14 protein-coding genes are annotated in these 12,429 nt (G+C 44.3%); 7 read left to right on the top strand and 7 right to left on the bottom strand.

Annotated features, from left to right (window positions below):
• Positions 1-141: 141 nt before the first annotated feature.
• From ACX0G7_RS25675 to fmt, 3 genes are read right to left on the bottom strand one after another with little or no spacing between them, the layout of a single operon-like run.
• Positions 142-387 (bottom strand): hypothetical protein, encoded by a 246-nt coding sequence (locus tag ACX0G7_RS25675; protein WP_458926403.1) that lies wholly within the window; start codon positions 385-387, stop codon positions 142-144.
• Between the two features lie 45 nt (positions 388-432).
• Positions 433-1,233, bottom strand: coding sequence for a 3-keto-disaccharide hydrolase (locus ACX0G7_RS25670; RefSeq protein ID WP_458926402.1), 801 nt, complete (start codon positions 1,231-1,233; stop codon positions 433-435).
• A 36-nt stretch (positions 1,234-1,269) separates the two neighbouring features.
• Positions 1,270-2,184 carry a methionyl-tRNA formyltransferase gene (gene fmt, locus ACX0G7_RS25665; protein ID WP_458926401.1) on the bottom strand — a complete coding sequence of 305 codons (915 nt, stop codon included), beginning with the start codon at positions 2,182-2,184 and terminating at the stop codon, positions 1,270-1,272.
• 205 nt (positions 2,185-2,389) lie between these two features.
• Here fmt and ACX0G7_RS25660 point away from each other — a divergent pair, with 205 nt between their 5' ends.
• Positions 2,390-2,845: an FKBP-type peptidyl-prolyl cis-trans isomerase gene (locus tag ACX0G7_RS25660; protein WP_458926400.1), complete on the top strand. Its 456-nt coding sequence runs from the start codon at positions 2,390-2,392 to the stop codon at positions 2,843-2,845.
• A gap of 215 nt (positions 2,846-3,060) precedes the next feature.
• Here the strand turns inward: ACX0G7_RS25660 and ACX0G7_RS25655 are convergent, their stop codons facing one another.
• Positions 3,061-3,834 (bottom strand): CPBP family intramembrane glutamic endopeptidase, encoded by a 774-nt coding sequence (locus tag ACX0G7_RS25655; RefSeq protein WP_458926399.1) that lies wholly within the window; start codon positions 3,832-3,834, stop codon positions 3,061-3,063.
• Positions 3,835-3,998: 164 nt separating this feature from the next.
• Here ACX0G7_RS25655 and pepT point away from each other — a divergent pair, with 164 nt between their 5' ends.
• The gene (gene pepT, locus ACX0G7_RS25650) at positions 3,999-5,246 is read left to right on the top strand and encodes a peptidase T (protein ID WP_458926398.1); all 1,248 of its coding nucleotides are present in this window, start codon (positions 3,999-4,001) and stop codon (positions 5,244-5,246) included.
• A gap of 18 nt (positions 5,247-5,264) precedes the next feature.
• Here the strand turns inward: pepT and ACX0G7_RS25645 are convergent, their stop codons facing one another.
• Positions 5,265-6,245: a YpdA family putative bacillithiol disulfide reductase gene (locus ACX0G7_RS25645; RefSeq protein ID WP_458926397.1), complete on the bottom strand. Its 981-nt coding sequence runs from the start codon at positions 6,243-6,245 to the stop codon at positions 5,265-5,267.
• Positions 6,246-6,406: 161 nt separating this feature from the next.
• Here ACX0G7_RS25645 and ACX0G7_RS25640 point away from each other — a divergent pair, with 161 nt between their 5' ends.
• The 3 genes from ACX0G7_RS25640 to ACX0G7_RS25630 all read left to right on the top strand — a co-directional run bounded on the left by ACX0G7_RS25640 (position 6,407) and on the right by ACX0G7_RS25630 (position 8,654).
• The gene (locus tag ACX0G7_RS25640) at positions 6,407-7,333 is read left to right on the top strand and encodes an SPFH domain-containing protein (protein WP_458926396.1); all 927 of its coding nucleotides are present in this window, start codon (positions 6,407-6,409) and stop codon (positions 7,331-7,333) included.
• A gap of 92 nt (positions 7,334-7,425) precedes the next feature.
• A complete protein-coding gene (locus ACX0G7_RS25635; protein WP_458926395.1) occupies positions 7,426-8,115 on the top strand; it encodes a MotA/TolQ/ExbB proton channel family protein in 690 nt (229 codons plus the stop codon).
• 134 nt (positions 8,116-8,249) lie between these two features.
• On the top strand, positions 8,250-8,654 hold the full coding sequence (locus ACX0G7_RS25630; RefSeq protein WP_458926394.1) for an ExbD/TolR family protein: 405 nt from the start codon (positions 8,250-8,252) through the stop codon (positions 8,652-8,654).
• Here ACX0G7_RS25630 and prmC read toward each other — a convergent pair whose 3' ends face one another.
• On the bottom strand, positions 8,655-9,512 hold the full coding sequence (prmC, locus tag ACX0G7_RS25625; protein WP_458926393.1) for a peptide chain release factor N(5)-glutamine methyltransferase: 858 nt from the start codon (positions 9,510-9,512) through the stop codon (positions 8,655-8,657).
• A 99-nt stretch (positions 9,513-9,611) separates the two neighbouring features.
• On the opposite strand from prmC, the gene ribD reads away from it, so the two are divergent.
• Positions 9,612-10,742, top strand: a complete 1,131-nt coding sequence (gene ribD, locus ACX0G7_RS25620; RefSeq protein ID WP_458926392.1) for a bifunctional diaminohydroxyphosphoribosylaminopyrimidine deaminase/5-amino-6-(5-phosphoribosylamino)uracil reductase RibD — start codon at positions 9,612-9,614, stop codon at positions 10,740-10,742.
• Between the two features lie 102 nt (positions 10,743-10,844).
• Complete coding sequence (locus ACX0G7_RS25615) at positions 10,845-11,462, top strand: IMPACT family protein (RefSeq protein WP_458926391.1); 618 nt, start codon at positions 10,845-10,847, stop codon at positions 11,460-11,462.
• 67 nt (positions 11,463-11,529) lie between these two features.
• On the opposite strand, the gene ACX0G7_RS25610 is transcribed toward ACX0G7_RS25615, so the two are convergent.
• Complete coding sequence (locus ACX0G7_RS25610; protein WP_458926390.1) at positions 11,530-12,420, bottom strand: 3-hydroxyacyl-CoA dehydrogenase family protein; 891 nt, start codon at positions 12,418-12,420, stop codon at positions 11,530-11,532.
• Between the last annotated feature and the right edge of the window lie 9 nt (positions 12,421-12,429).

Genomic DNA, 12,429 nt, shown 5'->3' with positions numbered 1-12,429 from the left:
AAAAGTAACTTTCTCTTCGACTAATAAATCGATCTATGCGAAGGTGCTTGGTCAGCTTCCGGAGATGAAAGAAAGCACGGGTCTTGCCGTACGGCTAAGTGATGCAGCAGCATCTGAACTTGGCGTGGCGATCAGCAAATTTTATGTTGATGTAAAGTATTGATTGAACAGGTTGCTATCAACTGAGTTGACCCCTTGTTCTATTTTTCTATGGATCGTGTTCTGGTTTCCATGAATCCTATTATGCTTTCCATGAATCCTATTATGCTTTCCATGAATCCTATTATGCTTTCCATGAATCCTATTATGCTTTCCATGAACCATGTTCTGCTTTCCATGAATCATGTTCTGCTTTCCATGAATCATGTTCTGCTTTCCATGAACCATGTTCTTATTCCATGAACCATATTCTATTATTTCAGGAATCACGTTCTATTTTTCCAGGTTCATAAGTTCAACTTTCCTGAATTCCACCGGGTGACTTTCGCTTTGCAGTGAGATATAACCAGACTTTAACATCATGCCGTCTTTTTTAGCGGTGGAGTCAAAATTGGAAACATTGCCACCACCGATCTGTGGTTTTTGATAGACCAATACGGTATCGCCGTTTACGATGTGTTTGATAACAGAGTCTTTCAGTACCATCACCTCGACCCTTACCCACTGGTCCCCGCGGAAGGTCTTTGATTTTGAATTGTAACAATGCCCTTTCATTAATTTATTATCCATTTCAACGAGGGTTCCGGGTGTGCAAAGGTTTGCTGTGGTTCTGTTACCCGTGGAGTCACCACCGAGCAATTGTACTTCTATCGAAATAGGAAAATCCTGATCCTTCAGCATGCTTTCGGGCGACTGGCCGTGAACCATTATGCCACTGTTACGATAGGCCCAGCCCTCACCGTCTTTTGGTTGTTTCCCGACAAACCGGTATTCTACAGCGATGATATAGGACGAAAATGGTTTCTTATAAAATATATGACCGTATTGTCTTTTGAACTCGTCGTTATATCCATCGTATGATACTTTCATCAAACCGTTTTCCACACGGAAAGTGTTGGCATAATTATCATTCAGTTTGTATCCCCTGATTTTGACCTTCCAGTCTTTAAGATCTTTGCCGTTGAAGAGCTGTATCCATTTCTTTTTTTGCGGTCCGGGGCCGGTCATTGATACCGATAAAATCCCCAGGGCTATAATACTCAACAACATGGCTACTTTCAGCAATCTTTTCATAATTATGTTTTTATGGTCACGCTAAGTTGATCAATATTAGTTCTTAAACCGATAGCCCCTCAGAAATTCTCCGGTGCTCATCTTTTTTTTCCCTTCAAGCTGAAGTTCCTCTACGAGTATCAATCCATCGGGGGTCGCAAATTTCAGGTACGACTTTTCATCCGTTTGCAGTTCGCCGGGTTGTTGTTTGTGATTGCCGGCTTCTTTTTTTGCCCTGAATATTTTCAGTGTTTTTCCATCAAGCATGGTAAATGCACCGGGATAAGGCGAAAGGCCACGGATCAGGTTGTAAACGCTGTTCATGTCATTGTTCCAGTCAATCCGACAGGTTTCAGTGAATATCTTCGGGGCATGAGGAACATTTTCTGCGGTAGGTTGAGGGCTTTCGGTAATGGTATTGTCCGCTATGCCTTTAAGCGTTTTTACAAGCAGGCCGGCACCCAACATTTTCATCCTGTCATGGATCTCTCCGGCAGTTTCATGTTCACCTATCGTCATTTTCTCCTGCAGCAATATGTTTCCGGTGTCAATGGCATGTTGAAGCTTGAAGGTGGTAACCCCCGTTTCTTTTTCACCATTAATCACTGCCCAGTTTATCGGTGCGGCGCCCCTGTATTTAGGTAACAGGGATCCGTGAACATTGATCGTTCCAAGGGGGGGCATGTTCCATACCAGTTCCGGCAACATGCGGAAAGCCACGACCACTTGTATGTCGGCCTTCAGCCGGGTTAGACTATCCAGGAAGTCAGGACTTTTTAGCTTTTCGGGTTGAAGCACAGGTATGCCCTGGGAGACCGCATAAGTTTTTACGGCACTTTCTGTGAGTTTCAGGCCCCTTCCCGCCGGCTTGTCCGGGGCGGTCACCACTCCCGCAATCTCAAAACCTGCATTCACCAAAGCCTCAAGTGAAGCGACCGCAAAATCAGGGGTGCCCATAAAAACGATACGCAAATTGTTCAATTGGCTGGAATTATTTTTGTATGAAAAAAGTAAATGGCTGACAGCAAAGGTAAGGTACACGGAGGAGCGATAATGTGGGGAAAAGAGGAACAAGCAGGTCAAATAATTAGTTGGCTGTAGAACATTTATCCGTTTACTTTGCCGGAATAAATCAGCTTTGATTCAGTTTTTCAATCAAAAGCCCAAAAAATAAACCATGCAACAAGTAAAATCAGGTGACACAGTGAAGGTTCATTACCATGGCCGCCTTACTGACGGAACAACATTTGACAGTTCAGAAGGCCGTGAACCACTGGAGTTTGAAGTTGGCTCCGGCAATGTCATCAAAGGGTTTGATGACGGTGTAACAGGGATGACAGTAGGTGAGAAAAAAACAATTAATATACCGGTTAATGATGCATACGGACCTAAAGACGATACGATGATCGTTGAATTTCCGAAAGCAAATTTTCCGGAAGATATGAAACCGGAAATAGGCATGCAACTTAACATGACTAACGGTAGTGGACAGGTGATACCAGTGGTAATCACCAATATTGCTGAGGATTCGGTGATGCTTGATGCAAATCACCCCCTCGCAGGTGAAGATCTGATTTTTGATCTTGAGCTGGTTGAGATAGGTAAACCGCCGTCCAGGATTATTATGCCTTAATGAGTTCGACATAATTGACAGAGAAGAAAGTCAGCGATCTTGAGTTATGATTTATAACCTTTGAGGGAAGGGTTATGAATTCAGAACTGTGAATGACACATAAACAGACTTGTCCCGGTTGCCATGCACCGGGACTTTTTCTTGCATGTACAGGATTAATGCGGGAGAAAGGAATCAGCGTAAAATGCAGTGGACAATTATGTCCGTATGTCCGCTTATTCAGACAGAGCCTGCTCATTAGTAGAATCAGTTGTAACAGATCTGTCCTTTGGCGAACGACGGCGGTAATAAAAAAACAGGATGATGTTGGCAACCAGGAATAACAGGGACTGGATGATGGACCCTTCAAAACCAAACTTCCCCCCGGTTAATAAGTCTTCACCTGTGATGGTAACCTGCAGCAGGGCGGGTAGTTCGAGTCCGCTCACGGGAAAACCCAGAACCGGCCCCTGGAGAAAGTTCCAGCTGAGATGAAAAAAGATGGCGAACCACAGGTTGCGTGTATAAATATAACCCTGTCCAATAAAAACACCCGCGAGAAAGATGTTAATGATCGCCAGTACCCCGGCCTCCGGGTTACCACTATGCAGAAAAGCAAAGATCAATGCGGATATAAGTAACGCCACCCACGGCTTAAATGAGTCCATGAGATTATGAAGAAGGTATCCTCTGAATACCGATTCTTCGGCAACTGCAATAATACACATGAAAATAAAAGAAGTCAAAAAACTTAGTGGTGAAAAAATCGCACCATGATATTCCAGGTCATCAAGCAGGTAAAGCGTCAGCCATCCGATGCCCAGTATAGCCATCGCCATCGCTATTGCGATCAGATTCTGAACAGATACATCAAAAGGGCTGTTGCGGGGTAATTGCAGATCGTAACCAAGAGATGCCAGGGATTTCTTGTCGATAAAGATCCTGAAGACAGGCACAGTGATGAGCGTGGCAAATGCAAATATCACGGCTCCGGCATAGAATGGTGCCATTGTTTCGTTTAGGGCCATTTGCTTATATAAGTTACTTCCAAGAAGATAAGTACTCGTAAAAACAATCAGAAAAAGAAGTGCCCGCATCCATCCCTTCTGGAGTAAGCGTTTTTCGGAAGTTGACAATGGCCTAGATGTTTTATCTTGCCAAAAATAAGCATTACATGTTTGATAATTACCAATACACGGTTGCAGAGAGGTTTATGCGATATGCGGCTATCGATACGCAGAGTGATCCAAACTCAACATCACAGCCCTCGACAGCAAAACAGCGCGACCTCAGCAACCTCCTGGTACAGGAATTAAAATCGATGGGCATCATGGATGCTGAACTGGATGAATACGGTTATGTATATGCTACCATCCCATCAACCTCCGAAAAACAGGTGCCTGTTATATGTTTCTGCGCACATGTTGATACAGCACCTGACTGCAGTGGGACCGGTGTAAAACCACTGGTACATTATAGCTATGACGGTACAGATATAATTTTACCAGATGACCCAAGCCAGGTGATCACAACAACGGAACATCCCTACCTGCTTCAGAAAACAGGCGATGATATCATCACAGCATCAGGCACAACGCTACTCGGTGCAGACGATAAAGCGGGTGTTGCTGTTATTATGGATATGGCGAATTATCTTACCCAAAATCCATCATACAAACACGGAGAGATCAGGATTTTGTTTACACCGGATGAAGAGATCGGAAGGGGAGTAAACAAAGTCGATATAGGGAAACTGGCAGCAGAAGTTGGTTACACGCTTGATGGTGGAGAACTTGGTTCTTATGAAGACGAGACCTTTTCAGCAAATGGAATGAAAGTGATATTTCATGGTATCAGTGCTCATCCTGGTTATGCACGTGGCATTATGGTGAATGCCCTGAAGGTTGCTGCAAATTTTGTGGATTCATTTCCAAAAGATGAGTTTTCGCCGGAAACGACCGACGGCAGGTATGGATTTGTTCACCCCGTTTCAATAGAGGGTAGCGTTGAGAAAGCAACGGTTCAGCTTATACTCAGGGATTTTTACACGCATAAAGTGGATGCCTATGTAGATTATGTAAAGCAAAAAGCAGAAGATGCGATTGATCTGTTTCCCGGTGCAAGGGTAGAATATATAGTTGAGGAGCAATATCGTAACATGAAAGAGATTATTGATCAGCATCCGAGGATTTCAAGCTTTGCTCATGAGGCTATAACACGTGCCGGTTTACCGGTGATTGAACATAGCGCCCGTGGTGGTACAGACGGATCACGACTGTCGTATATGGGATTACCTTGCCCGAACATCTTCACGGGCGAAATGGCTTTTCACGGCAAGCATGAATTTGTAAGTATACAGGATATGCAAAAAAGCGTTCAGACCATTGTTCACCTGGCGGGCATCTGGGAAGAAAAAAGCTGACAGTGATTATTCAGTATGTTAAACATGGACCTTACTGCTTTCAATGGCCTCAATAATTTTCACGGCGTGTTCCCGCGAATTTTCGATGAACCAGACGTGAGTATTCATGCCACCGCATACGACACCGGCAAGATAGAGGCCGGGCACACTACTTTCCATTGTTTCAGGATTATAGGTTGGGCACATGATATCATCATCAGATAACTTAATACCGCTTTCCCTCAAAAAAGCAAAATTTGGCTTATAGCCGGTCATCGCTATCACATAGTCATTATCAATCACTATGTCGCCCTCAGGTGTGTTCACTTCGACAGTTGTTTCTGTAATACGGGTTATCCTGGAATGGAAGTATGCCTTTATACTTCCTTCTTTGATACGGTTCAGAATATCAGGCCTGACCCAGTATTTCACGCGTGTTCCGATTTCAGCACCCCTCACAATCATCGTTACTGATGCACCCTTGCGATAAGTTTCAAGGGCAGCATCAACTCCTGAGTTGCTGGCCCCCACTACCACCACTTTCTGCATCGCATAAAAATGAGCTTCTTTGTAGTAGTGGGTTACTTTGCTAAGCCCTTCCCCGGGCACATTCATCAACACAGGTATATCAAAAAAACCTGTTGCTATAATGAGGTTGCCGGCGAAGTAAGTTTTGTCCCTTGAAGTGGTGACTGAAAATCCGCTATCCGTTTTCTGCACGGACAGCGCCTGCTCCTGTAAGTGGATGTTGAGTTGATTGGATGTAGCGACGCGGCGATAATATTCCAATGCTTCCGGCCTTGTAGGTTTGAAGTTGTTTGAAACAAAGGGTATACCGCCGATTTCGAGTTTTTCTGAAGTGGAGAAGAAACTCATATTCGCGGGGTAATTATAGAGCGAATTAACGAGGGCCCCTTTTTCGAGTATTACGTAAGAAAGACCTTTTTCTTTAGCCGCAAGTGCACAGGCGAGGCCTATGGGACCGCCTCCAATGATGAGGATGTCAAAATTATTTTCCATTATCACACAAAATTAACCGTAAATATGATTGAAGTCAATTAACAATTGTAACCATTTACCGCATAGCAAGTTTCGCCGGCTACTCAGCATTACCGGCAGGTTAATAAATGTAAAGTAATAGTGAATTAAATTTTTGTACATTCAGCACATAAACATACATTATGGAGCTTCTCACCCAGTACTGGTGGATCATCGTTGTACTCATAGTTTTATTTGCAGGTTTAAAAACGATCAACCAGGGTACGGTTGGCGTGGTAACCGTTTTTGGTAAATATCAGCGCATTCTGCGCCCGGGTCTTCGCCTGATCATCCCATTTATTGAACAGATTTTTAAAAAGATAAGCATTCAGAACAGATCTATTGAAATGGAGTTCCAGGCGGTGACTGCCGACCAGGCCAACGTGTATTTCAAAAACATGCTGCTTTATGCAGTTCAGAATGAGAGCGAGGAAACCATCAAAAAGGTCGCTTTCAAATTCATCACTGAAAGGGATCTTATGCAGGCCCTCACAAGGACCATTGAAGGAACGATCAGGTCGTTTGTTGCTACAAAAAGGCAGGCCGAGATCCTGGCATTGAGACGAGAAATTGTAGAATATGTTAAAGAACAGATCGATGTTTTGCTGGAAGAGTGGGGTTATCACCTGCTGGATCTGCAGATAAATGACATCACTTTTGACCAGGCTATAATTGAATCGATGAGCAGGGTTGTTGCAAGTAATAACCTGAAAGCTGCCGCTGAAAACGAGGGCCAGGCATTACTGATCACAAAAACGAAATCAGCCGAAGCCGAGGGCAATGCCATCAAGATCGCCGCTGAAGCTGAACGCGAGGCTGCAAGATTGCGTGGGCAGGGAGTCGCTTTGTTCCGCGCCGAAGTAGCCAAGGGTATGACTGAAGCGGCTGAACAAATGAAACAGGCTAACCTTGATACAAATGTTATTCTTTTCAGTATGTGGACAGAAGCGATAAAGAACTTTGCAGAATATGGAAAAGGAAATGTGATTTTCCTTGACGGAAGCCCCGATGGAATGGAGCATACTATGAAGCAGATCCAGGCCATGATGGTAAAGCAAAGCGGTCAATAGTTTGCAATCGTAACAAAGCTTTAAGAAATATTGAGCAGCGAAAAACGTTTTAGGCACACATTTGTTTACATTTACACCTAAAACAAAACCGGATGAATTGGTTCTTTCTCCAGATAGATACTTTAAATAAATCAGTACAGGCTTTACCTGCAGCGGCCGCTCCCGAGATCAGCATTATCGATATGCTAACAAAAGGAGGGGTGCTGATGATACCGCTTGCGTTACTATTCGTCATCGCGATCTTTATCTTTTTTGAACGACTTATTTACATTCAGAAGGCTGCAAAAATAGAAGGCAATTTCATGAATATAATCCGGGATAATATTGTAACAGGTAATCTCGCTGCTGCCCGTGCACTGGCACGCAACACCAACAACCCGGTTGCAAGGATCATTGATAAAGGTATTCAACGGATAGGCAAATCGATTGATGCTATTGAAAACAGCATGGAAAATGTCGGTAAGCTTGAAATGTATAAGCTTGAGAAAAACCTGAATATACTTTCACTGATCGCTGGTATTGCACCGATGTTTGGATTCCTTGGAACTATTTTCGGAATGTTCCAGTTGTTCTTCAGACTGGCCTCCACAGGTGAATTCACGATCCAGTCTATGGCTGATGGTATCTATACCAAACTTATCACCTCAGCTGTTGGTCTGATCATAGGTTTGCTGGCTTATATCGCTCATAATTACCTTAATACCCAGATCGACAAAACTGCCAATAAGATGGAAGCTGCAAGTGCTGAATTTGCCGACATATTGCAGGAACCAACTAGATAAAGAACTGATGAAATATGAGCCGGAGAATGCTGTTGGCTAAAGAAAGTCAGTTGGTACAAACACAGGCTTCAGATTAATCGGGGCCCGGAGCATCGCAAAAATAAATAGAGAAGCAGCGTTAATAGTTATACATTATGAATATCAGGAAACGGTTAAAGTCACACGCAGAGGTTCATACAGGACCTTTGAATGATATTCTTTTCATCCTGATGATGTTCTTCCTGATTGCCGCCACACTGGCCAATCCGAATGTTATCAAACTCTCAACTCCCAAAGCAAAAGGGGACACACGTGCAAAACAAAATGTTGTCGTTAATATTGATACCAAGGACCAGTTTATCGTTAACGGGAAAGTGGTGGCGCCTGAAAATCTACGGCTCACGCTTCAGCCCTTGATCGCTAAAGATTCTTCGAATGCTACCATCGCGATCAATGCAGATAAAACCGTTCCCGTGGAAGATGTTGTCGCGGTAATGCGTATTGCGCGGGAGCTGGGAGCAAGGACCGTACTAATGGTAGATAAGACCGGCGTTCAATAACTACCTGGCTTTTTTCTGAGCACGAATCATACGTGGTCTTCCAAAGAGATCATTTTTCAGAACAATATTTTCATAGCCAAGCGCTTCAAGAATAGCGATGACTTCATTCGCCCCTTCCTCATGAATCTCAAAATATAATTTTCCTCCCCCTGATAGTTTTGTTTTACCGGTTTGGCCGATAGCACGATAAAAAACAAAGGGGTCGTCTCTCGGGGTAAACAAAGCTGCATGTGGCTCATAGTTAAGCACGTTTGGGCTCATGCTCTGTTTTCCCGATTCGGGAATGTATGGAGGGTTACTAACGATGATATCATAAACAGGCAGCATTGAAGAAATATCTGCATCAAGAATGTCGCAGCGGAAAAATTTAACGGATACGCGGTTATTTGTTGCATTTTTTAATGCTACTGAGATCGCGCCTTGACTGAGATCACAGGCATCAACAGACAGTTGCGGATTTTTTGACTTCAAAGTGATCGCTATACATCCACTGCCAGTTCCGATATCCAGCACAGATAAGGCCCGGGTGGCGGCATCTTCGAGTATCCACTGAACAAGTTCTTCCGTCTCGGGTCTTGGTATCAGTACGTTTTCGTCAACATAAAACTTCAGCCCATAAAAATGAGCTTCTTCGAGAACATATTGAACCGGCTGATGAGCATTCAGCATCCCGACATAGCTGTGCAATTGTTCTTCCTGGGATGCTGTTAGGGTTCGATCCTTATACATCAACCTGTCGATCCTGGATAGACTGGTGATTTTTTCAAGGACCCAGTCTGAGATTGTTGCAGCTTCCCGGCTGTCGTAGATGCCTGAGAGCGCTGTCTTCAGGAAGTTTATTGCTTCTTGTAAATTCATAACCAACTCCAAAAATAAAGGATTGAGACAATTTAAATTTACAATCGATATTTTTGAAGCTTAAGCTTAGCTGCAGTAAACCTGCGGTAGGTAAAGCAAATGAACGGAGACGAATTATATATGGCGCGCGCAATTGAACTGGCAAAGCTTGGTGCCGGTTATACCGCCTCAAATCCTATGGTCGGAGCCGTGCTGGTTTATAAAGATCGTGTAATCGGCGAAGGCTATCATCGCAGGTATGGAGAAGCACATGCCGAAGTAAACTGCCTGGGTGCCGTAGCCGAAGCCGATCGCGACTTAGTAGCAGACAGCACGATGTATGTGTCTCTTGAACCTTGCAGTCACTATGGCAAAACGCCGCCTTGTGCCGACCTCATCATATCGGAAAAGATCAAAAACGTTGTAGTCGGTTGCCGAGATCCTTTTCACGCTGTCAATGGCAAGGGTATTGAAAAGCTTAGATCCGCAGGAATTACAGTAAGCGCTGGTGTGCTCGAAAAAGATTGTATCGCACTCAATAAACGTTTTTTCACATTTCATACCAGGTATCGGCCTTATATCATTCTGAAATGGGCACAGACTGCTGACCATTTCATATCATCGGGGAAAAAAGAACGGCTACAGATCAGCAATGAGTATACAAACCGCCTGGTTCACAAATGGAGAAGTGAAGAAATGGGTATCATGGTGGGAACAAACACTGCCCGGGAAGATAATCCTGCGTTAACTACGAGGTTATGGACTGGCAACAACCCGGTAAGAATAGTGGTCGACAATGCACTGAAACTGCCACAGCGTTTGAAGCTGTTCAATGACGAGGCTCCAACGATAATATTTAACAGAACCAAAGAAGTGGAATCAGGTAATCTTCGTTTTGTGAAGATTGATGAACAAGTCGGAAACAGGCATGATACAGCCACCGGAACCAGGCATGGTACAGCCACCGGTACCAGGCATGATACAGACACCGACATTAAAGCCATGTTGACTGCACTGTATGACCTGCAAATCACTTCCTTTATTATAGAAGGTGGAAGCAGGCTGATCCAATCCTTTGCTGATGCGGGGTATTGGGACGAAGCGAGGATCATTACCAACACTGGTCTGTTTGTACACTCAGGCAAAGCAGCGCCCGTTTTGAAAAGTGGCCAACTGGTGAAAACGGAGAACAGCGGGGATGATATTATCCATTACTTCGAAAACCAGGTACCGCGCCCGGAACTTCAATAACCACTAACGCAGCCAGTGTAATCATTACAATGGTTGCTAAAAAAACAAATTTCAGAAACACCAAAGATACCTTAAGTGAGCACCAACGACATAACCAGCGGAATGAATATCGCGGAATCATATAACACTATTGGCCAGCCATCATCGGCGGAGTTTAAAGACCGGGGTAGTAAGTTCATCGCAAACGCATTCCCCGTTTCCTCGGTGGAAGAATTTAAAAAGCATCTTGAAGAGATCAGGAAAGTGCATAGTAAGGCGACACATCATTGTTTTGCATACCGGATCGGGACAGATAAAAATCTTTTCAGGGTAAGTGATGACGGTGAACCCTCTGGTACGGCAGGCAAGCCAATCTTGGGTCAGATTGATAGTAAGGACCTCACCAATACGCTGGTTATTGTGACCAGGTATTTTGGCGGAAGCCTGTTGGGTGTGCCAGGGCTGATCAATGCATATAAGATGGCGGCAAGCATGGCCCTGCAGATAGTTCCTGTTGTCCGGAAAGATATCGAAGTTTCCTACCGGCTTCATTTTGACTATACAAGTATAAATGACATCATGCGTTTGATCAAACAAAGAAACGCCAGGATAATATCACAGGAACTTCAGTTATTTCCTGAAATGGTGATCGCTTTGCCGTTAAAAATTGCTGAGATCACCTTAAACGATCTGAATAATATCCATGGCCTGGAATATAAAAAGATTGAAGCAAAACCATAATCTGATTTTTATCATGGAGCTGTTGTTCCGGTGAAGAGCAACTGGGCTGTTGAAGGTCAAAGTTTTATTAAGATGCAAAGCGCTTGCTCACAACCAGGTCACGCGAATCTTTTGAATAAGTATAAAATCCTTCACCTGATTTAACGCCCAGCACGCCGGCTGCTACCATTTTCGAGAGCAGGGGACAGGGAGCATATTTAGGATTGCCGAAGCCATCCTGAAGTACCCGTAAAATAGAAAGGCAAACATCAAGACCAATAAAGTCGGCTAGTTGCAAGGGCCCCATAGGATGGGCCATGCCCAGCTTCATGACGGTATCAATTTCTTTTACGCCGGCCACTCCTTCGTATAAAGAAGAGACTGCTTCATTGATCATCGGCATCAGGATGCGGTTGGCAATAAACCCGGGATAGTCAGCCACCACGCAGGGGATCTTGCCGAGCTTTTCGCTCAATGCTACAATTTGCCGGGTTGTATCCGTGTCCGTCGCATACCCGTTGATCACTTCAACCAACTTCATCACCGGAACCGGGTTCATGAAATGCATACCAATTACCTTTGCCGGCCTCCGGGTGACGGCAGCAATTTTTGTAATAGAGATCGAGGAGGTGTTCGTTGCCAGGATCGCTGCTGGTGGCGCAAGTGTATCAAGTTCCCGGAAAATTTCCAACTTCAAAGTAGTGTTTTCTGTGGCTGCCTCTACTACAAGGTCGGCTGTATTTACGCCTTCACCTATCGATCCGAAGGTGGTGATATTCCCGATGGTTGACGCTTTTTCTTCTTCCGTAATTGTCCCCTTGTTAACCTGGCGATCAAGATTTTTTGAGATCGTTTGCAGTGCCTGTGCCAGTTGGGCCTGGTTCAGGTCAACCAGGCTGACCTTAAATCCAAACTGCGCAAATACATGCGCGATCCCATTTCCCATGGTACCGGCTCCGATCACAGATATATTGTTCATGAAGATTGA

The organism is Flavitalea antarctica, from assembly GCF_054461535.1.
The sequence above is the reverse complement of the archived record's forward strand: the minus strand, read 5'-3'. Positions and strand labels throughout refer to the sequence as shown.

Coding starts and splice junctions, on each gene's coding strand:
- ACX0G7_RS25675 (WP_458926403.1), bottom strand. CDS start 387: ATGGTTCATGGAAAGCAGAACATGATTCATGGAAAGCAGAACATGATT.
- ACX0G7_RS25670 (WP_458926402.1), bottom strand. CDS start 1,233: ATGAAAAGATTGCTGAAAGTAGCCATGTTGTTGAGTATTATAGCCCTG.
- ACX0G7_RS25660 (WP_458926400.1), top strand. CDS start 2,390: ATGCAACAAGTAAAATCAGGTGACACAGTGAAGGTTCATTACCATGGC.
- ACX0G7_RS25655 (WP_458926399.1), bottom strand. CDS start 3,834: ATGGCACCATTCTATGCCGGAGCCGTGATATTTGCATTTGCCACGCTC.
- pepT (WP_458926398.1), top strand. CDS start 3,999: ATGTTTGATAATTACCAATACACGGTTGCAGAGAGGTTTATGCGATAT.
- ACX0G7_RS25645 (WP_458926397.1), bottom strand. CDS start 6,245: ATGGAAAATAATTTTGACATCCTCATCATTGGAGGCGGTCCCATAGGC.
- ACX0G7_RS25640 (WP_458926396.1), top strand. CDS start 6,407: ATGGAGCTTCTCACCCAGTACTGGTGGATCATCGTTGTACTCATAGTT.
- ACX0G7_RS25635 (WP_458926395.1), top strand. CDS start 7,426: ATGAATTGGTTCTTTCTCCAGATAGATACTTTAAATAAATCAGTACAG.
- ACX0G7_RS25630 (WP_458926394.1), top strand. CDS start 8,250: ATGAATATCAGGAAACGGTTAAAGTCACACGCAGAGGTTCATACAGGA.
- prmC (WP_458926393.1), bottom strand. CDS start 9,512: ATGAATTTACAAGAAGCAATAAACTTCCTGAAGACAGCGCTCTCAGGC.
- ribD (WP_458926392.1), top strand. CDS start 9,612: ATGAACGGAGACGAATTATATATGGCGCGCGCAATTGAACTGGCAAAG.
- ACX0G7_RS25615 (WP_458926391.1), top strand. CDS start 10,845: ATGAATATCGCGGAATCATATAACACTATTGGCCAGCCATCATCGGCG.
- ACX0G7_RS25610 (WP_458926390.1), bottom strand. CDS start 12,420: ATGAACAATATATCTGTGATCGGAGCCGGTACCATGGGAAATGGGATC.